We start from the raw sequence: 19,386 nt of genomic DNA on the forward strand, positions 1-19,386 counted from the left end.
ACCCGCCTCATCGCGTCAGCTCGACGTACGCCCGGTCGCCCGTCGCCTTCCGGCAGCCCGCCCCGACGGCGTGGGCGACGACCCGCTGCTGGTCGCGCATCAGCGCGAAGCCGCGCCGCAGCAGCATGAGCGGGGGCTTGCGGTGCTCACGCAGGTCGCGGGTCAGGCGCCGCCAGAAGGTGACCAGCGGATGCTGGGTGATGCAGTAGGCGGCCGCGAGGATGCCGTCCTCGCGACACGCGGCGACGACGTCGGGCGCGAAGATCCCCTCGGCCACGAAGCGGGTGCTCCCCTCGAGGTCGACCGTGCGTGATCCGCAGCGGCCGTTCCGGGCGATCTCGTAGACCGGCACCTCGCTGCGGCCGGTGGCGCACAGCTGGCGCAGGGCCGCCAGCGCGTCGGCCCGGTGCCAGGAGTCCGGGTGGTCCCAGTCGACCAGCCCGGCGTTGGCGCCGTGGGTGATCCGGGGGAGCGTGGGGTCGTCGCCGTCCTTGTAGAAGTCGTCCAGCCGGAGGACGGGCAGGTCGAGTCGCTCGGCCAGTCGGGACTTGCCGGCTCCGCTCGGACCCGCCAGGACGACCACCTGGGCACTGCTCATCGCTCAGACGCCGATGGGGTGCCAGACCGTCTTGGTCTCGAGGAAGCGCGTCATCCGGTCGAGGTCGGGCTCGACGAGCCAGTCGGTGTCGGGCGCGGGCCGGCGTACGCGCTTGAGATTGTCGGCCGCGGCCACCTCGAGCTCGCTCGCCAGCTCCACGTCGGTGACGCCGGTGAGGTCGAGGCCGTTGACGTCCATGTGCGAGGCCAGCCACGGGGCGATCTCGGCCTGCGAGCCGGTCAGCACGTTGACCACACCGCCGGGCAGGTCGCTGGTCGCCATCACCTCGCCGAGCGTGATCGACGGCAGCGGGTGGTCCTCGCTGGCGATCACGACCACCGTGTTGCCGGTGACGATGAGCGGCGCGACGACGCTGACCAGCCCGAGCAGCGGGCCGGACGGTGCGACGACGGCGATGACACCGCTGGGCTCCGGGGTCGACAGGTTGAAGTAGGGGCCGGCGACGGGGTTGGCGTTGCCGACCACCTGGGTGATCTTGTCGGCCCAGCCGGCGTACCAGACGAGGCGGTCGACGGAGGCGTCGACCGCCGCCCGGGCCCTGGCCGCGGTGACGCCCTCCGAGGCACGGATCTCGGCCTCGAACTGCTCGCGGCGGCCCTCGAGCACCTCGGCGATGCGGTAGACCACCTGCGCGCGGTTGTACGCCGTCCGCCCGGACCAACCGCCGAAGGCCGCCCGCGCTGCCACGACGGCGTCGCGGGCGTCCTTGCGGGAGGCCTGCGAGGCGTTGGCGAGGAGCTTGCCCTTGGCGTCGTTCACGACGTAGGAGCGGCCCGACTCCGAGCGGGGGAACGCACCGCCGATGTAGAGCTTGTAGGTCTTGCGGACATCGATGCGCGACATCAGTCGTCAGCTCCCTTCAGGTAGGCCTCGAGCCCGTGCCGGCCGCCCTCGCGTCCGTAGCCGGACTCCTTGTAGCCGCCGAAGGGCGAGGTCGGGTCGAACTTGTTGAACGTGTTGGCCCACACGACGCCGGCCCGGAGCTTGTTGGCCATCGAGAGGATGCGCGAGCCCTTGTCGGTCCACACGCCGGCGGAGAGGCCGAACGGGGTGTTGTTGGCCTTCTCGACCGCCTCGGACGGGGTGCGGAAGGTCAGCACGGAGAGCACCGGGCCGAAGATCTCCTCGCGGGCGATCCGGTGGGCCTGGGTGACGCCGGTGAAGACGGTGGGGGCGAACCAGTATCCGTTGGCGGGCAGCTCGCACGGGGCCGACCAGCGCTCGGCGCCCTCGGCCTCGCCGATCTCGGAGAGCTCGCGGATCTTGGCGAGCTGCTCGGCGGAGTTGATCGCACCGACGTCGGTGTTCTTGTCGAGCGGGTCGCCCACGCGCAGCGTCGCCATCCGGCGCTTGAGGCGGCTCATGACCTCGTCGGCGACCGACTCCTGCACCAGCAGGCGCGAGCCCGCGCAGCAGACGTGGCCCTGGTTGAAGAAGATGCCGTTGACGATGCCCTCGACGGCCTGGTCGAGCGGGGCGTCGTCGAAGACGATGTTGGCCGCCTTGCCGCCCAGCTCGAGGGTGACCTTCTTCTCGGTGCCCGCCACGGCACGGGCGATCGCCTTGCCGACCTCGGTCGAGCCGGTGAAGGCGACCTTGTCGACGTCGGGGTGCGACACGATCGCGCGACCGGTGTCACCGGCGCCGGTGACGATGTTGACCACGCCCGGCGGCAGGTCGGCCTGCTGGCAGATCTCCGCGAACAGCAGCGCCGTGAGCGGGGTGGTCTCCGCGGGCTTCAGCACGACGGTGTTGCCGCACGCCAGCGCCGGGGCGATCTTCCAGGCCAGCATCAGCAGCGGGAAGTTCCACGGGATGACCTGCCCAGCGACGCCCAGCGGGGTGTCGCCGAAGCCTGCGTACTTCAGCTTGTCGGCCCAGCCGGCGTAGTAGAAGAAGTGCGCGGCCACGATCGGGACGTCGACGTCGCGCGACTCCTTGATCGGCTTGCCGTTGTCGATCGACTCGAGGACGGCGAGCTCGCGTCCGCGCTCCTGGATGATCCGGGCGATCCGGTAGAGGTACTTGGCGCGCTCGGCGCCCGACATCCGCGACCACACGCGGGTGTAGGCGCGGCGGGCGGCCTTCACGGCCTCGTCCACGTCGGCCTCGTTCGCCTCGGCGACCTCGGCGAGGACCTCCTCGGTGGCCGGGTTGACGGTCTTGAACGACGTGCCCCGGCCGTCGACGAACTCGCCGTTGACGAACAGGCCGTAGGACGGCTTGATGTCGACGACGGCGCGCGACTCGGGGGCGGGGGCGTACTCGAAGGGAGAGGTCATCGCAATCAGTCCAGCGTGAAGTAGTCGGGACCGGAGTAGCGGCCGGTGGTCATCTTGGTCCGCTGCATCAGCAGGTCGTTGAGCAACGTGGACGCGCCGAAGCGGAACCAGTCGGGGTCGAGCCAGTCCTCGCCGCAGATCTCGTTGACCATCACGAGGTACTTGATGGCGTCCTTGGTGGTCTTGATGCCGCCGGCGGGCTTCACGCCGACCATCTGCCCGGTCTGCTCGCGGAAGTCGCGGACGGCCTCGAGCATGATCAGCGTGACCGGCAGGGTCGCCGCGGGCTGCACCTTGCCGGTGGAGGTCTTGATGAAGTGACCGCCGGCCATCATCGCGAGCCAGCTCGCACGCCGGACGTTGTCGTAGGTCTGGAGCTCGCCGGTCTCGAAGATGACCTTCAGGTGCGCGTCCCCGCAGGCCTCCTTGACCTGGGCGATCTCCTCGTAGACGTCGAGGTAGCGGCCGGAGAGGAACGCGCCACGGTCGATGACCATGTCGATCTCGTCGGCCCCGGCCTCGACGGCGTCGCGGGTGTCGGCCAGCTTGATGTCCATCGCCGCGCGGCCGCTGGGGAACGCCGTGGCGACGGCGGCGACGTGGACTCCGCTGTCGCCGAGGGTCTGCCTGGCGGTCGCGACCATGTCGGGGTAGACGCACACGGCCGCGGTGGCCGGGCAGGACGGGTCGGCGGGGTCGGGGCGCATCGCCTTCGAGGCGAGCGCGCGGACCTTGCCGTGGGTGTCCTGGCCCTCGAGCGTGGTCAGGTCGACCATCCGGATCGCCAGGTCGATGGCGAAGGCCTTGGCCGTGGTCTTGATGGACCGCGTGGCCAGACCGGCGGCGCGTGCCTCGCACCCGACCTGGTCGACCCCGGGCAGGCCGTGGAGGAATCGGCGCAGCGAGGAGTCCGAACGCACGATGTCGTCGTACATCCCGGTGCTCGCCGTTGAGCTGGGAGTGGGCGTCACCGGCCCAGCATAGAGTTGGCGGGAAGGGCCCGGGCAATCGTCAGAGGGCCAAAGCCTGCCCAAATCGACGAGGACGACATGGCACCCGTGCAGGACGACCGCGACGCCGTGGTGGAGAGGTTCCACCCCACGAGCGGTCGGATCACCGGCTGGCTGACCGTGGCGCTGGCCGCCGTCGTGCTGGTCGCCGGCGTCGCCTACCTCGACGACGGCTTCCCGGCCTGGGTCGCCGGTGCGGCGCTGCTGGTGGGCGTGCTCGCGTGGGCGGCGATGCTGCGTCCGGCGCTGTGGGTCACCCGCGAGCACCTGGTCATGCGCAACCTGGGCGAGACCGTCCACGTCCGGCTGGCCGCGGTCGAGGAGCTCGCCGTCCGGCAGGTGCTGGCCGTGCGGGCCGACGACCGTCGCTGGGTCTCGACCGTGGTGGGCCGCACCTGGCGCAAGGCCGTCACGGCGCGTCGCCGGCCCGACGAGCACGACGCGACGGTCGAGAACATGGCCTACGCCGACTTCGTGGAGAACCGGATCTACGAGCTCGTCGACAGCGCCCGGACGGCGGCCGGCGTGCGACCCGGGTCGAAGGAGCAGCTGGCGCTGCCCGACGCCGTACGCCGTGAGCCGGCCATGCTGCCCGTCACGCTGATCGTGGCCTCGGTGCTCGTGCTGCTGGTGTCGTTCTTCCTCTAGATCTAGACGGCCGGCCGCGGGCGACGCGGGGACCCCAGCCGCAGGATCAGCACCCCGGCCAGGATCAGCGCCATCGCGACCCCGTCGAGCGGGTGCAGCTCCTCGCCGACGAGCAGCCACCCGATCAGCACGGCGACCACGGGCGGGATGTAGGTCGCGCTGGCCGCGGTGACTGCGCCCAGCTGCTCGACGATGAAGTAGTAGAGGACGAAGGCGACCCCGGTGCCGAGGAGGCCCAGCCCCACGACCACGCCGACGGTGGCCCGGACGTCGTGGGAGATCGCGGTGATCCCGTCGAGGTCGGTGACGACCAGCAGGCTGAGCAGCGCGATCCCGATCTGGTACGTCGTGAGCGCGGCTGCGGGGATCTCGAGCGGGCTGAGGAACCGGCGGGCGTAGACGAACGAGAGCCCCACGCTCGCCGAGCCGAGCAGCATGTAGACCACCCCGGTCACCGCGACCTCGCCCGTGGTCGCCCACGGCCGCGCGACCAGCACCACGCCGGCCAGGCCGGTGAGCACGCCCGCCAGCCGCAGTGCCGTGATCCGCTCGCTGCGCAGCAGCACCGCGGCCCCGAGGAAGGAGAAGAGCGGGATCGAGGCGCTGAGGGCACCGGCGATGCCGGTGGGCAGCAGCTGGGTGCCGGCGGCGTACAGGAAGTAGTAGAGGCTCGTCGCGAGGACCGACATCACCGCGAAGTGGTGGAGGTGTCGCACGTGCGAGCGGGCGAACGCGCGGCGGAAGAGGCCGTAGGCCAGCACCGGAACGAAGCCGAACAGCACCCGCAGCAGGGTCACCTGCCCGGCGCTGATCGACTCCAGCGCCCACTTCATGGTGATGAAGTTGGTGCCCCAGATGAGCCCGACCACGACGAAGGCGACGCTCGCGGCTCGGGACACCGGAGGAGTGTGGCACCGGGCGGACCTCCGCCCGACGCGGTCTCACGCGAAGCGGCGTGCGGCCTCCGTCCCGGGGGTGGGGAACCACCGCATGACCACTGCGGCCTGCACCAGGGTCCACGTCGAGCTCAGCACCCAGTAGCCCAGGAGCGCGACCGGCACGACCCCGCCCGCGACCACGAGACCGCCGGCGGAGAGTGTCGGCATCAGCCGGTGCGCCGTCGCCACCGCCTCGGGCATCCCGTCCAGGACGGTGTTGGGTGCGACGAAGAACCTCTGGGTGGCGTACGACAGCGCGGCCGCGGTCAGCGCGAGGCCGAGCACGACGGCGAGGTGGGCGGGACCGCCGCCGAGGTAGCCGCTGCCGGCCAGGGAGACACCGAGGAGCGAGGCCGCGCCGAGCGAGGCGACCAGCGCTGGCCCCATCGCGCCCACGGCCGAGCCGCGGGCGACGTCCGCGATCAGGTGGTAGAGGGTGATCCACACGGGCAGCTGCACCAGCAGGGGCAGGCAGCCGAGGCGGCTGACGCCGTGCTCGGCCGACACCGCGCGACGCTCGTCGATCATCTGCCGGACGCTGTCGGCGTCGGTCCTCCCGCGATAGCGGTCTGCGATCTCCTTCAGGTGCGGCCGGGCGCGAGATGCCGCGTGCGCCTGCCGGACGCCGTGGACGGTGAAGGGCAGCAGTGCGGTGCGGACCAGCACCACGACGGCGCCGATGCACAGCAGCCAGGTGAGGGCGGACTCGGACGGCAGGCCGAGGGTCGAGAGGCCGTCATGGGTGGCCGCGAGGACCGTGGCGAGGGCGTGCGAGAAGGGGTCGAGCACTGACATGGGTGTCTCCTGGACGAGAGGTGGGATGGGTCTGTACGCCGTCGCGCGGGGCGACGGGTCAGACGCGTCCAGGGGCCCGCGGGCGCGCCGGGTGGTGGACCACGTCGGTGGTCCGGCCGGCGAGCACGAGGGGGATGTCGGCCGCACGACGCGGCGGACGCAGGGAGCCGAGACCGGCGTCGGGCACGGTCAGCAGGCAGTGGACACCTGCAAGGGCCGTGGCCGCGGACAGGGCGGCGACCAGCACGACCGACTGGGTCATGGCGGGGGACAGGGCCGCTGCCGAGAGGACCGAGGCGACCCCCACCAGCGTCACGACGAGCGCGAGGCGCCCGCGTGCCACGGTGTCGAGCGTGCGGTCCATGCGGGTCAGGATAGCCGGGCTCGGCGGAGCTCGTGGGCCCCGAGATCCGTGCGACCGAGGGTGGCGCGCCGCACGAGGCCCGCGGGGGCGACGTACTCCCACCGGGCGCGCCAGCGGGTGGGCACCCGAGCACCCCGGTCGACGGCCGGGGAGGAGGGCCTCAGCCGGTAGTCGTCGCGGCCCGGCGCGACGAACCCGCCGAGGCCGACGCGCCGGTTGGCCCGCGCGCTGGCGGTGCCGGCGACGAGGTCGCCGGGGCCGACGAGGAGGTTGTTGCGCAGGTGTGCCCGAGCTCCGTCGGGGAGCGCCACGAGGACACCGGTCGTGCGCTGGTTGACGAAGGTGTTGTTGACGACCCAGAGCGTGCGGCTGGTGTTGGTGAGCCCCTCCGCGCCGTAGGAGACCAGCGTCGGGTTCTGCGATCGCGCACCCTGCACGATGACGTTGCCGGCGACGAGGGAGCGACCGCCGTTGGGCAGGTCGATGGAGTAGCTCGCGGTCGAGTCGCCGTCGCTGATCCGGTTGCCGACGATCGTGGTGCGAGCCGCGCGCGACTTGATCTCGTGCCCGGTGTCGGCGCCCCCGAACCAGCTGCCCCTCACGGTGAGCGAGCGCACGGCGCCGACGTAGAGGTTGTGGGAGTAGCCGTCGCCGAAACCGTTGCGGAAGAAGCGTGACCGCTCGACCAGGATGTCACTGCCGGGGTCGGCGCCGGTGAGGATGCCGTTCTCGTTGTCGTGGAACCAGCTGCGGATGACCGTGAGGCCGGTGCCCTCCTGACGGATGCCGGCGCCGTTGCGGTCGGGCACCTGCGCGCCGCTCAGCTCGATGCGGTCGACGGTGGTGCGGTCACCGGCGATCACCCAGATGGCCTTGCCCTGGGCGTCGTCGCCGTCGGCGCGCAGGTGCGCGCGACCGCCGTGGCCGCGCAGGGTGAGGTCGTCCTGCGTCCAGGTCGCCACGTCGCCGGAGTAGGTGCCGGCATCGATGAGCACGGTGTCGCCGTCGCGCGCGACCGCGGCGGCCGCGCTCGGCACCCTCAGCTCGCGGTCGGGTCCGACGTGCCACGTGCGCGGGGCCTGCGCCCGGGACGGGTCGTCGTACGCCGTCGCTGCTGCAGGGGCGGCGACGAGCACGGCGGTGGCCAGGACGAGCGCCCGCACCTCAACCGCCTGATCCGAACGCGGTGCTCCTCAGGTCGGCCTTGATCGCGTCCAGCCGGCCCGCGGCGGAGATGCGGGCCGCGTCGACGCCACCCTGGTCGGGGTCGGCGTCGACCGGGATGACCACCTCGAGGTAGCACTTGACCTTCGGCTCGGTGCCGCTCGGACGCACGATCACGCGGGCACCCTCGGCGAGGGAGTAGCGCAGACCGTCGGTGGGCGGCAGCGCCGCCGATCCCTCGGAGAGGTCCTCGACCCGCTCCACCGCGAGACCCCCGAGGCTCGTCGGGGGAGTGCCGCGCAGCCGGTCCATCGTGGCCGGGATGTCGGAGAGGTCCTCGAAGCGCACCGAGAGCTGGTCCGTCGCGTGCAGTCCGTGCTGGCGCGCGATGTCGTCGAGGATGTCGGTCAGCCCGCGCCCGGCGGCCTTCGCCTCCGCGGCGAGCTCGCAGACCAGCAGCAGCGCGGAGACGCCGTCCTTGTCCTTGACGTGCTCGGGGTCGCAGCAGTAGCCCAGCGCCTCCTCGTAGCCGAACACCATGCCCTCGACCCGGGCGATCCACTTGAAGCCGGTCAACGTCTCCTCGTGCGGCTGCCCGGCGGCGGCTGCCATCTTGCCGAGCAGGCTCGAGGAGACGATCGAGTTGGCGTAGGTGCCGGTGCGCCCTCGCGCGATCAGGTGGTGGGCGAGCAGCGCGCCGACCTCGTCGCCGCGCAGCATCCGCCAGCCGTGGGCGTCGGGCACGGCGACCGCGCACCGGTCCGCGTCGGGGTCATTCGCCACCACGATGTCGGCCCTCGTGTCCGCGGCGAGGGCCATCGCGAGGTCCATCGCACCCGGCTCCTCGGGGTTGGGGAAGGCGACGGTCGGGAACTCGGGGTCGGGGTGCTCCTGCTGCTCGACGACGTGCGGTGCGTCGAACCCGGCGGTCTCCAGCACCTGGGCGACCGTCGTGCCGCCGACACCGTGCAGGGGCGTGTAGACGATGGTCAGGTCGCGCGGTCCGTCCTCGGCCAGGCCGGCGACGGTGTCGAGGTAGCGGTCGACGATCTCCTCGCTGACCAGCGTGCCGGCGCCGCCGCGCGGCAGGTCGGCCAGCGCGCCGACGGCGGCGATCCGGCTGGCGATCTCGGTGTCGGCCGGCGGCACGATCTGGCTGCCGTCACCGAGGTAGACCTTGTAGCCGTTGTCCTGCGGCGGGTTGTGGCTCGCGGTGACCATCACCCCGGCGGCGCAACCGAGCTCGCGGATCGCGAAGGCGAGCAGCGGCGTGGGGAGCGTCCGTGGCATCACGAGGGCCTTGAAGCCGGCGCCGGTCATGATCTCGGCGGTGTCGCGCGCGAAGACGTCGGAGTTGTGCCGCGCGTCGAAGCCGATCACCACCGACCCGCCCGCGTGCCCGGTGTCCCTGAGGTACGCCGCCAGCCCGGCCGCGGCGCGCGTGACGACGACGCGGTTCATCCGGTTGGGGCCTGCGCCGAGCGCGCCCCGCAGGCCGGCGGTGCCGAACTCCAGCGTGCCGTCGAACCGGTCGGCGAGGTCGGTCTCCTCGCCACGCTCCGCAGCAGCGACGACCGCCTCGAGCTCCCCTCGGGTCTGGTCGTCGGGGTCCTCGGCGGCCCAGGCGCGCGCCCTCGAGATCAGCTGGTCGATCAGTTCGCTCATGGGCGCACGCTATCCCTCCGCGTGGTGTGCGGCCGCTAGCGTGCGGGCATGAGCGCCACCGTCCTCTCCGTCAACGTCGGCACGCTCGCACCGGTCGCCGGCATGAGGCGTCCGAGCGCCATCGTGAAGCAGCCGGTCGACCGGATCGAGGTGCGCGACCCCGGTCCCAAGAAGGGCGGCCTCGGCAGCGGCGTCGTCGGCGACGACATCGGCAGCCGCAAGCACCACGGCGGTGAGCTCCAGGCGGTCTACGCCGTCGCCCGCGAGGAGCTCGACCACTGGGCCCGCGAGCTCGGCCGCGACCTGCCCGACGGGGTGTTCGGGGAGAACCTCACCACGAGCGGCATCGACGTCGACGCCGCCGAGGTGGGGGAGCGGTGGCGGGTCGGACTGACCCTGCTCGAGGCGACGGGCCCCCGGGTGCCGTGCGCGACGTTCGCCCAGCACATGGCCGAGCCGCGCTGGGTGCGGCGGTTCACCGAGCACGGGCGCACGGGCGTCTACCTCGCGGTGCGCGAGGCGGGTCTCGTCGAGCGCGACGACCCGATCGAGGTCGTGCACCGGCCGGGCCACGGGCTGACGATCCCGATGCTCTTCCGGGCCGTGATGGGTGACCGTGAGCTGGCCGCGGCCTTCCTTGAGGCCCGCGTGCTCCCCGAGGCCGAGCACGCGTGGCTCGAGCAGCGTCAGCGGCGGTAGCCGGCCATGTCCTCGCCGAGCTCGGTGAAGATCGCCTGGTTGAGGTTGAACGCCACGCTGACCTCGCCGACGACCGCTGCCCGCTGCTCGGGCGTGAGCCCGAGCGCGTCGAGGCGGGCGCGGTAGCCGTCCTTGTAGGGCTTGGGCTTGGGGATCGCCGGGAACGCGTAGAACGCCGTCCCGCGACCCTCGAGCCCGAGCTCACGGTCGAGCACCCGCCCGATCACCTGGCCACCCGAGAGGTCGCCGAGGTAGCGCGTGTAGTGGTGCGCGACGAACAGGGGCGCCCAGGCGCGGACCTCGAGCAGCCGGGCGACGTAGGCGTCGGTCGCCGGACTGTGGAAGACGGCCGGGGCCGGTGCGCCCGCGACCTCCGCCCAGTAGGCCAGGTCCTGCTCGATCGCGGGGAGACGGTCCAGAGCCGGGTCGACGACCGCGGCGACGGCGGGGTCGGCGGAGAGCTCGGTGCCGAGCAGCTCCATCGTGCGATACACCTCGCGGAAACGCAGGAGGTAGTCGCGCACGCCGAACGCATTGACCCGCGCCGAGGTCAGCTCGGCCATGAACGCGGAGCTCTCGGCCTCGGTGTGGGCCGCCTGCGAGCCCTCGCGCATGGCGAGCGAGAGCGGCGTGATCGGCGGTGCGGGATCGAGGAGTGACATGTGGTGCTCTCTTCTCTCGGGAGGTCTCTCAGGAGCGGGGGGAGGCGGCGCCCGGCCGGCGCAGCGGCCGGCCGGGACGCCGCCGGGGGTGCTACGTGACGCGGAAGGTGCGGGTGACCCGCGTCTTCCTCACCGCGTCGTTGCCGGGGACCTTCACGACCAGCGTGTAGCGGCCCTTCGCGAGCTTCGGCAGCCTGATCCGCACGGTGCCGTTCTTGATGCGGGTGGTGAGGGTGGTGACCTTCTTGCCCTTGCCCTTGCCCTTGCCCTTGCCCTTCACCTGGCGCAGCACGGCCGTCACCTTCCCGGTGGCGAGCTCGCTGACGGCCACCACGGCGGTGCCGCGCCTGCCGGGCTTGGGCCTGGTGCCCCACGTGATCTTGGCGATGCCCGCGACCGGCGCGTCCGCCGTGCCGGGTGCCGGGGCCGGCGTCGGCCCAGGTGTCGGGGCGGGCGTCGGGACGGGCGTCGGGGCGGGGGTCGGGGCGGGGGTCGGGGCGGGCGTCGGGGTGGGCTCGGTGAAGGTGATCGGCGTGAACGTCTCGTACTTCTCCTGCACTGCCCCGCCACCGGCGTAGGTGTAGATGCCGTAGGTCCCGCTCGTCGCCCTGGCGTCCACGACGGACTTGTCGACGGTCAGGGTGGCGGTGAACGACCCGTCGGCGGCCAGCTCGACGGCACCCGCGGCGGAGCCACCGACGGCGGCCATGTCGGCCGCTGAGACGGCCCACTTCACCCCGGCGCCGCCGGCGTTGGCCCGTGCGGTGGACGGGGCGCCGGCCGAGGGACGCCACACGTCGGCGTAGCGGCCGAAGGCGACGTAGACGCCGGCTGGCTTCCCGGCGAGGGGCGGTCGGGTACCGGTGGCGAGCGCCGGGTCGAAGTTCCGGCCGTGGACGGTGACCTGGTGTGCGCCCGTGCTGCTGAGCGAGGTCTCGGAGACCGTCACGGCCGGGCCCCAGCTCACGTTGAGCGGAGTGGTCTGCTTGCGCGCGTCCGCTCCGCCGCCGCTGGAGTACCAGTACGACGCGGTGCCGACGCCACCTTGGAAGTCGATGAACGACTGCGGGAAGGAGCCGGACGTCGCTGCGCCCGTGACCTGCGGCGAGCTGCCCGTGGGGACGGTGACGTCGACGCCGAGGTACGTCGGGGTGGTGGTCAACCCACTGGGGGTGAGGTCGACGCCCGTCACGTCACCGAGCGTCACCGTGGTGGCCGGGAGCGGGACCCACTGGGACTGGTCGTCCATGTCGGAGCCGTAGCCGCTGAGTGTGGCCGTCAGCTTGCCCGTGCCGTTGGTGACGGTGAGCTTCGGGTCGGAGACGTAGAAGAACGACATCCCGGAGTAGTAGACGACCGTGAAGTCGCCGGTCCACTGGATCGTGCCGGTGTCGGCGACGGGGTCGACGGTGCCGGTCCCGTTGCTGAGCGAGAGCAGGTTCTCGGAGGTGACCCCCGCGGTGTTGGAGCTGGCGCCCGCCGAGTTCTGCCGGGCACCGAGCCAGGTGGTGGGGGCGTAGCTGCCGTCCGCCTGCTTGTCGAGGACGGTCACGTTGCCCTCGCTGTTCTTCCAGCCGGCTGTGGCGCCGTTGGACCAGGTCGAGCCCTGGTTGCCGCTGGTGAGCGTCTGGGATCCGGCGCCCGGGTTGCCGAGCTTGCCCGCGGAGAAGAGGTTCCACGTGCCGGGGGCGTAGGCACCGGAGACGGACTCCTGGTTGAGCTCCCACCGCAGCTCGGCGTCGGTGACGGTCGTGGGTGCAGCCTGGGCGGGCGCCGAGGTCGCGAGGACTGCCGTCGCTCCGGCCACGAGGGCCAGTGTGGCGATGCTGCCCACGGAGCGGCGGGGGCCGCTGTGCGCGTACTTCATCTGTTTCCTTCCAAGGAAGTGCCGACCAGGAGCCTGGTCGTGGTGGTCGCGCGCGCTCCGGGGAGCCGCACGCGGTCGCCGGCCGCGGGTGCGGCCGTCGTGGGGGGCAGGTGGGGTCAGGTGGGGTCGGGGCGACGCAGGGTGATGCTCACCAGCGAGGTCGCGAGCGCACCGAGCAGGAGCAGGCAGCCGACGAGCCACAGGGCAGCCGAGCCTGTGTCCGCAGGCGCGGGCTCGGCCGCCGGGGCAGCGGTCGTGGCCGACACGAGCACCGGTTGGACCGCGTACGGGAGTGCCTGCGCACCCCGGCCACCTCCGGTCGAGGACGGGGGCGTGCCGCTTCCTGGATCGCCGGCCGACTCCGTCACGGCCGGTGCCTGCGACGGGCGGCCGGCCGGCGTCGGCGTGGTCGGGCCGGCCGATGCCGTCGGGCTCGGCGTGGACGACGGCGTGGGACGTCCGGTCGGACCCGTGGTCGGGCCCTTCGTCGGCGTGGTCGTCGCCGAGGTCGGCGGCGTCCTCGTCGGTGTCGCGGTCGGCGCCGGTGTCGGCGTCGGTGTCGCGATCGTCGCGCCCGCCCAGCTCACGGTCAGCGGGAGGGCGGGCTTCCAGGCGTCGGTGGCGCCGCCGGTGGAGTACCAGTAGCCGGCGGATCCCGCGGCGGAGAGGAAGTCCAGGAAGCTGCTCGGAAAGGCGCCCTTCCACTGGCCCCCGGCCTGGGCGGACTGTCCGGCCGGAGGCATCCAGCCGACGCCGAGGTAGGCCGGCGTGCTGGCGAACCCGTCCGCGGCACCGAGGTCGACCTCGGTCCGCGGCAGGTCGGCCAGCACGATCGGCGTCGGCGGGAGCGGGCTCCACCGGGTCTGGTCGTCCATGTCGGAGGCGAACCCGCCACCCGTCGCGGTCAGCTGCGCGCGCTCCGGCGTCACGGTCAGGACCGGGTCGGTGACCGTGAAGAAGCTCATCCCGGAGTAGTAGAGGACGGTGAAGGAGCCCTGCCAGGCGATCGTCGCGGAGCCGGTCGCGGGATCCACGGAGCCGGTGCCGCCGCCGATGACGACCTGGTGGTTGCTGAACTGGCCGCTGGTGGGGCTCGAGATGGTGGTGCCGGACGGGGTCGTGCCCAGACCCGCCCAGGTCGCCGTCGCGTAGGTGCCGTCGGCCTGCTGCTTCTCGATGCGGACGTTGCCGTCCTCGGCCTTCCAGCTCGCCTGGGGGAGCGTGGTGCCGCCCCTGCCGGGGTCGGGCACGATGCCGGCGGAGAAGAAGTTGAACGTGCCAGGAGCGAAGGCACGGTTGTTGGACTCGTGGTTGAGGCCCCAGCGCAGCTGGGCGCCGGCCACCTCGAACGGGGCGGTCCGTGCGGCGGTCTCCGCCCCCCGGGCCGGGCCGGCCAGCAACGTGAACGGGGCCACCGCTGCGAGCAGCACGGCCAGGGTCGCGACCACGGCGCCGGCGGCGTACCTGGTCCGCCTGCTCATGCGATCGCCCCGGCCGGAGCACCCGCGACAGGCGTACGACGACCGCGCCGGCGCAGTCGGAGGGCGAGCAGCACGACGGAGGCGAGCAGTGCGAGCGCGGACGCAGCGACGAAGGCGAGCGCGGCGACCGCGGGCTCGTCGGTCGCGACCGGCTCGGGGGCGAGCGCCACCGGGTCCGCGGCGCGCACCGGGAAGCGCTCGCTGGGGCGGGCGTCGGAGGCGGCCCCGACCAGCCGCAGCTGGTGGGTGCCGGACGCGAGGTCCGCGGGCAGCGCCATCACGCCGGCGACCTCGCCGGAGCCGCCGGCCACCAGCGGGCCGAGGGCGACCACTCCGTCGTCGAGGAGCGCGAGCACCTGCTCGCCCGGCGTGAACCCGCTCCCGGTGAAGGCGAGGGCCTGGCCGGCGACCGCGGTCGCGCGCTCGGCGCTCACCTTCGGCCTGCCGCGGCGCACGGGTGCGGTCGTCTCGCCACCGGTGTCACCGGCGCTCGGGCGCCCGGACGACGTGCCGCCCCGGGGCGACTCGCTCGTCCCGCTGCCCTCGTCGGTGCCAGCACTCGGGCCGGGCTCCTCCTCGGTCGGGGCCGCGGCCTCGTCGGCGTACACCTGACCGAACCGGACGGGGGTGAAGGTCTCGTTGCGAGCGTTCTTCACACCGTGCGCGCCGAAGGTGATCACGCCGCAGGTGACCTTGCGGCAGTCGACCTCGACCGGGTCGCCGTTGCGGTCGAGCGCCTGGAAGGTCGGTCCCGGCACGGTGAGGTCGACCGAGAAGGAGCCGTCGGCCGACATCACGGCCTGTGCCTCCCCGGCGGTCGAGCTGCCGGGGAACGCCACGAAGCGGAGGTAGCCGGCGTTGTCCTCGCTCTCGGAGTCGGGCACGTAGCGGTAGTCGCGGCCGGTGACGCCGCCCTCCGAGGGGCGCCACCCGCCGGCCGCGGGGTCACGGACCCAGCCGAACGCGACGTAGACGCCACCGAAGCCGCCCTTGACCGACTGGAAGCCCGAGCCGCGCAGCGTGAACGACGTCGCCCGCCCGTCGTCGGCCATCGCGGTGCCCTGGTCGTTGGTGACACCCACGCGAGCCGCGGCGTGCGCCGGCGCTGCGACGACCACGGTGGCGGTCAGGGTGAGTGCGGCGCTCGCGAGAGCTGCGGCGGTGCGGGTCAGCACGGGTCCTCCTGCGTGAGTACGTCGACGGGGCGGGCGGCGTCGGTGCGGTCCGCCAGCACGATGGGGTCGCCGGTGCGCGGGTGGGCGACCACCTCGACGGGGTGGCGGTAGACGCGGGTGAGCACCGCGGCGTCGAGCACCTCTCGTGGGCTGCCGCTGGCGGCGACCCGGCCCTCCTCGAGCAGCACCATCCGGTCGGCGTGCGCCGCGGCGAGGGTGAGGTCGTGGAGGACGACCAGCACGGCCGCCCCGGCGAGCGCACGCTGGCGCGCGGTCGCCAGCAGCGTCTCCTGGTGGCCGATGTCGAGCGCGGCGGTGGGCTCGTCGAGCATCAGGATCCCGGTCTGCTGGGCCAGGACGCGGGCGAAGGACGCCCGTCCCTTCTCGCCGCCGGAGAGGGAGCCGAAGGCGCGTCCGGCGAGGTGCTCGACCTCGGTGGTCTGCATCGCGGCGGCCACCTCGAGGTCGTCGAGGTCCTCCTCGGGGCGCCCGCGCCATGGAGCGCGTCCCATCTCCACGACGTCGCGCACCGGGAACGGGAAGGAGATCCGCTGCTCCTGGGTCAGCACCGCCCGTTCGCGCGCGAGCGCCTGGAGGCGCCAGTCGCCCAGCGGCCTGCCGTGGACGGTGACGCTGCCCGACTCGGGCGTGAGGTCGCCGGCGACGACGGCGAGCAGGGTCGACTTGCCGGTGCCGTTGGGGCCGACGAGGGCCAGCACCTCGCCGGCGTGGAGGTCGAGGTCGACGCCGTCGAGCACCCGGTGGGTGCCGAACGAGACCGTGACCCCACGCACCTGTGCGACCGCAGCCATCAGGACCAGCCCCCGGACGTACGACGGGTGCGCCAGAGCAGCCAGAAGAAGAACGGCCCGCCGACGAGCGAGGTGAGCATGCCGAGCGGCAGGTCGGAGTAGGCGACGAGGGTGCGCGCGGCGAGGTCGGCGACGACGAGCACCAGGCTGCCGGCGAGCAGGCAGGCCGGCAGGACCAGCCGGTGTCCCGGACCGGTGACCATGCGCACGAGGTGCGGGACGACCAGGCCGACGAAGGCGACGATCCCGCAGAACGACACCGCGGCGGCGGTCAGCAGCGCCACCACGACGATCAGCCCGATCCGCAGCCGCTCGACATGTACGCCGAGGTGGCGGGCGGGGCGCTCGCCGAGGGCCAGCAGGTCGAGGCTGCGGGCGCTGGCGAGCGCGAGGACGATGCCGGCGACGGCGAACGGTGCGACCACCGCGACGTAGGGCCAGCGGCTGCCGTTGAGGCTGCCGAGCTGCCAGAAGACGATCTGCTCCCGGGCCTGGGTGTCGCCGAGGAACATCAGGAGCGCGAGGAGCGCGCCGGCGACCGCGTTGACCGCGATCCCGGTCAGCACGAGCGTGACGACCTCCGTGCGGCCGCCCGAGCGGGCCAGGGCGTAGACGAGCAGTGTCGTGGTCAGGCCCCCGACGAAGGCGGCGACCGCGACGGTCCAGTCGCCGGCGAAGGTGAGGCCGAAGACGATCACGGTCGCCGCGGCCACGGCCGCGCCGGAGGAGACGCCGACGATGCTGGGCTCGGCGAGCGGGTTGCCGAAGACGCCCTGCATGAGCGCGCCTGCGACCGCGAGGGCCGCGCCGACGAGCGCGGCCATCGCGACGCGGGGGAAGCGGACGGTCCAGAGCGTGTCGTCACCGCGTGGGTGGGCGGGCATCGGCAGCCAGTCGAGGCCGAGCCGGTGCAGGACCGAGCCCAAGACCTCGTCGGCCGGGATCGGGAGCTGTCCCGATCCGGCCGACACGAGGAGCGCCACGACCAGGCCGACCGCGAGCATCGTGAAGAAGGCGGTGAGGCCGACCGAGCGCGCACGCCCGCCCCGTGCGACCTGGCGGGGCGCGGCCTCGGACGGTGCCGTCGTACGGGCCGGTCTCGGCGCGTCCGCTGCCGCGGGTCGCGGCACCACCGGGGTCGTCACAGCGCGTCCGGGGCGTAGAGCGCGACGGCCAGCGCGTTGAGGACGTCGGCGGTGCGCGGGCCGTAGCTGAGGATCTGGTCGTCGTTCATCGCCACGATCCGCTCGTGCTCGCCGGCCGGGGTCTGGGCGAGCGCGGGAAAGCGCTCGAGCAGGCCGTCGACGCCGCCGACGGACTCCAGGCCCTTGCTCATCATCAGCACCACGTCGGGCTGGGCGGAGATCAGGCCCTCGTCGGTGAGCGGGCGCATGCCCTTCCAGCCGATCTCCGAGCTCACGTCGTAGCCACCGACGGCCTCGATGAGGGAGTCCGCGCCGGAGTCCTGGCCGAACATGTAGTAGACGCCCGAGGTGCCGCGGACGTAGAGGAAGACCGTGCGCAGGCGCTGGTTGAGGTCCTTCGGCGTGACCCGGGCGATCGACTCCTCCATCGCGTCGGCCTCGTCGGCGATCCGCCGGCCGAGCTGCTTGCCCTCGCCCGGTACGCCGAGCGCGTCGGCGACCTGGCGGGTGAGGGAGGCGAGGTTGTCCAGGCCGCGGTGGGAGTCGGTGACCACGACCGGGATGCCGGCGTCGCGGAGCTGGAGGACGACGTCCCACGGCCCGAGCGAGGTGTCGGTGAGCACGACGGTGGGATCGAGGGCGAGGATCGCCTCGGCGTTGAGCTCGTGACCGTTGCTGGTGACCAGCGGACGGTCGGCGATCGCGCCGAACTGGGAGGAGACGTCGCGGCCGACGACGCTCTCGCCGAGGCCGAGCTCGAAGACGGTCTGCGAGAGCGTGCCGTAGATGTCGAGCGCCAGGATGCGCGAGGTGTCCTCCACCGTGACGTCGGTGCCCTGGGCGTCGGTGACGGTCACCGGCAGCTCCGGGCGCGGGTCCGTGGCGATCGGGTCGATGTCGATGTCCGGCAGCGCGATGTCGACCACGCCGTCCCACGCGCGCGGGTCGCTCAGCGGCGTGACCTCCGAGACGTCGGGCACCTCGGCGGAGCCGGCACTCGCGGACGAGGACTGCGTGGCGAGCGGGGAGCACGCGCCGAGCAGGAGGACCGCTGCGGTGGCAGCGGCGAGCGGGGCGTACGTCGTACGCACACGACGTCGGCCGCGTGGACGGGAGAGGGAGGACATAACGACCTTTGGTGAGGCTAACCTAAGTAAGCCAAGGCTAACCTCAATTCTGACTGGTCGACAATCCGTCCAAAGGCGGAGACGCCGCGTGCCACACGTGTCCGAGACATCGCCTCTCGCTGGGGTCTGCCGGCCGCGCGGACCACACGTGTCCGAGAGGTTGCCCTCGGAACGGGACCTCAGGGGCGACTTCGCGGACACGTGTACGGCGGATGCTGGTGCGGGCGCTGGTGCTCCGACGCTGGGGACACGTGTCCGAGAAGTTGCCCCGGAAAGGGGACGCGCGGGGCGAGAGCTCGGACACGTGTGGGAGCGGAGGCGGGCGCGAGGGCGACACCGCGGACACGTGTCCGAGCTGGCCCCGAGATGCACGCAGGCCGCGACCCCCGGAGGGATCGCGGCCTGCGTGGACGAGCGGGGAGGGCGTCAGCCCAGGGCAGCCACCGCTGCGTCGTAGTCGGGCTCCTGGCCGACGGCGTCGGTCAGCTGGGTGTGGAGCACGGTGCCGTCGGTGTCGAGGACGACGACCGCTCGGGCGAAGAGCTGGTCCCAGCCGCCGCCGTCGATCGCGATGCCGTAGTCCTGGCCGAAGGAGGAGCGGAAGGCCGATCCCACCAGGACGTCCTCGATGCCCTCGGCGCCGCAGAAGCGGGCCTGGGCGAAGGGGAGGTCGCGCGAGACGCAGACCACGGAGGTGTTCTCCAGGCTCGAGGCGAGCTCGTTGAACTTCTTGACGCTCGCCTGGCACACGCCGGTGTCGATGCTCGGGAAGATGTTGAGCACGACGCGCTTGCCGGCCAGGTCGGTGTCGGTGATCGCGCCGAACTTCGCGTCGACCAGGTCGAAGCCCGGTGCCTTGGAGCCGACCGCGGGCAGCTCGCCCACGGTGGAGATGGTGTTGTCGCCCAGTTGAGTGGTAGCCATGCGCCCAAC

Annotated in this window: 19 protein-coding genes; 2 read left to right on the top strand and 17 right to left on the bottom strand. The window is 72.8% G+C overall.

Annotated features, from left to right (window positions below):
- Positions 1 to 7: 7 nt before the first annotated feature.
- From IEZ25_RS06175 to deoC, 4 genes are read right to left on the bottom strand one after another with little or no spacing between them, the layout of a single operon-like run.
- On the bottom strand, positions 8 to 598 hold the full coding sequence (locus IEZ25_RS06175) for an ATP-binding protein (protein ID WP_191198516.1): 591 nt from the start codon (positions 596 to 598) through the stop codon (positions 8 to 10).
- Positions 599 to 601: 3 nt separating this feature from the next.
- Entirely contained in the window at positions 602 to 1,462 is an 861-nt protein-coding gene (locus tag IEZ25_RS06180) for an aldehyde dehydrogenase family protein (protein ID WP_191198517.1), read from the bottom strand.
- On the bottom strand, positions 1,462 to 2,901 hold the full coding sequence (locus IEZ25_RS06185; protein WP_191198518.1) for an aldehyde dehydrogenase family protein: 1,440 nt from the start codon (positions 2,899 to 2,901) through the stop codon (positions 1,462 to 1,464). The genes IEZ25_RS06180 and IEZ25_RS06185 overlap by 1 nt, the downstream gene beginning before the upstream one ends.
- Before the next feature lie 5 nt (positions 2,902 to 2,906).
- The gene (gene deoC / locus IEZ25_RS06190) at positions 2,907 to 3,872 is read right to left on the bottom strand and encodes a deoxyribose-phosphate aldolase (RefSeq protein WP_397183258.1); all 966 of its coding nucleotides are present in this window, start codon (positions 3,870 to 3,872) and stop codon (positions 2,907 to 2,909) included.
- 78 nt (positions 3,873 to 3,950) lie between these two features.
- On the opposite strand from deoC, the gene IEZ25_RS06195 reads away from it, so the two are divergent.
- Positions 3,951 to 4,559: a hypothetical protein gene (locus IEZ25_RS06195; protein ID WP_191198519.1), complete on the top strand. Its 609-nt coding sequence runs from the start codon at positions 3,951 to 3,953 to the stop codon at positions 4,557 to 4,559.
- A 2-nt stretch (positions 4,560 to 4,561) separates the two neighbouring features.
- On the opposite strand, the gene IEZ25_RS22150 is transcribed toward IEZ25_RS06195, so the two are convergent.
- The 5 genes from IEZ25_RS22150 to IEZ25_RS06220 are packed head-to-tail and all read right to left on the bottom strand — an operon-like array spanning position 4,562 to position 9,485.
- Positions 4,562 to 5,458 (bottom strand): DMT family transporter, encoded by an 897-nt coding sequence (locus IEZ25_RS22150; protein WP_191198520.1) that lies wholly within the window; start codon positions 5,456 to 5,458, stop codon positions 4,562 to 4,564.
- Positions 5,459 to 5,500: 42 nt separating this feature from the next.
- Positions 5,501 to 6,292: a membrane protein insertase YidC gene (gene yidC, locus IEZ25_RS06205; protein WP_191198521.1), complete on the bottom strand. Its 792-nt coding sequence runs from the start codon at positions 6,290 to 6,292 to the stop codon at positions 5,501 to 5,503.
- Between the two features lie 58 nt (positions 6,293 to 6,350).
- Positions 6,351 to 6,656 (bottom strand): hypothetical protein, encoded by a 306-nt coding sequence (locus IEZ25_RS06210; protein WP_191198522.1) that lies wholly within the window; start codon positions 6,654 to 6,656, stop codon positions 6,351 to 6,353.
- Between the two features lie 5 nt (positions 6,657 to 6,661).
- Entirely contained in the window at positions 6,662 to 7,819 is a 1,158-nt protein-coding gene (locus IEZ25_RS06215; RefSeq protein ID WP_191198523.1) for a right-handed parallel beta-helix repeat-containing protein, read from the bottom strand.
- Position 7,820: 1 nt separating this feature from the next.
- Positions 7,821 to 9,485, bottom strand: a complete 1,665-nt coding sequence (locus tag IEZ25_RS06220) for a phospho-sugar mutase (RefSeq protein WP_224748510.1) — start codon at positions 9,483 to 9,485, stop codon at positions 7,821 to 7,823.
- A gap of 48 nt (positions 9,486 to 9,533) precedes the next feature.
- Between IEZ25_RS06220 and IEZ25_RS06225 the strand changes: the two genes are divergently transcribed.
- Positions 9,534 to 10,184, top strand: coding sequence for an MOSC domain-containing protein (locus IEZ25_RS06225; protein WP_191198524.1), 651 nt, complete (start codon positions 9,534 to 9,536; stop codon positions 10,182 to 10,184).
- On the opposite strand, the gene IEZ25_RS06230 is transcribed toward IEZ25_RS06225, so the two are convergent.
- The 8 genes from IEZ25_RS06230 to tpx all read right to left on the bottom strand — a co-directional run bounded on the left by IEZ25_RS06230 (position 10,172) and on the right by tpx (position 19,377).
- Entirely contained in the window at positions 10,172 to 10,846 is a 675-nt protein-coding gene (locus IEZ25_RS06230) for a biliverdin-producing heme oxygenase (RefSeq protein WP_191198525.1), read from the bottom strand. The two genes, IEZ25_RS06225 and IEZ25_RS06230, sit on opposite strands and share 13 nt — an antisense overlap.
- A gap of 91 nt (positions 10,847 to 10,937) precedes the next feature.
- Positions 10,938 to 12,713 (bottom strand): hypothetical protein, encoded by a 1,776-nt coding sequence (locus tag IEZ25_RS06235; RefSeq protein WP_191198526.1) that lies wholly within the window; start codon positions 12,711 to 12,713, stop codon positions 10,938 to 10,940.
- 116 nt (positions 12,714 to 12,829) lie between these two features.
- Positions 12,830 to 14,194, bottom strand: a complete 1,365-nt coding sequence (locus IEZ25_RS06240; RefSeq protein ID WP_191198527.1) for a hypothetical protein — start codon at positions 14,192 to 14,194, stop codon at positions 12,830 to 12,832.
- Positions 14,191 to 15,369, bottom strand: a complete 1,179-nt coding sequence (locus IEZ25_RS06245; protein ID WP_191198528.1) for a hypothetical protein — start codon at positions 15,367 to 15,369, stop codon at positions 14,191 to 14,193. Before IEZ25_RS06245 ends, IEZ25_RS06240 begins: the two co-directional genes overlap by 4 nt.
- Entirely contained in the window at positions 15,363 to 16,181 is an 819-nt protein-coding gene (locus tag IEZ25_RS06250; protein WP_191198529.1) for a heme ABC transporter ATP-binding protein, read from the bottom strand. Before IEZ25_RS06250 ends, IEZ25_RS06245 begins: the two co-directional genes overlap by 7 nt.
- Complete coding sequence (locus IEZ25_RS06255; RefSeq protein ID WP_191198727.1) at positions 16,181 to 17,185, bottom strand: FecCD family ABC transporter permease; 1,005 nt, start codon at positions 17,183 to 17,185, stop codon at positions 16,181 to 16,183. Before IEZ25_RS06255 ends, IEZ25_RS06250 begins: the two co-directional genes overlap by 1 nt.
- 137 nt (positions 17,186 to 17,322) lie before the next feature.
- A complete protein-coding gene (locus IEZ25_RS06260; RefSeq protein ID WP_191198530.1) occupies positions 17,323 to 18,453 on the bottom strand; it encodes a heme/hemin ABC transporter substrate-binding protein in 1,131 nt (376 codons plus the stop codon).
- Between the two features lie 426 nt (positions 18,454 to 18,879).
- Complete coding sequence (gene tpx, locus IEZ25_RS06265) at positions 18,880 to 19,377, bottom strand: thiol peroxidase (protein WP_191198531.1); 498 nt, start codon at positions 19,375 to 19,377, stop codon at positions 18,880 to 18,882.
- Positions 19,378 to 19,386 lie beyond the last annotated feature (9 nt).

The organism is Nocardioides hwasunensis, assembly GCF_014779665.1.
GTDB classification, from domain to species: Bacteria; Actinomycetota; Actinomycetes; order Propionibacteriales; family Nocardioidaceae; genus Nocardioides; species Nocardioides hwasunensis.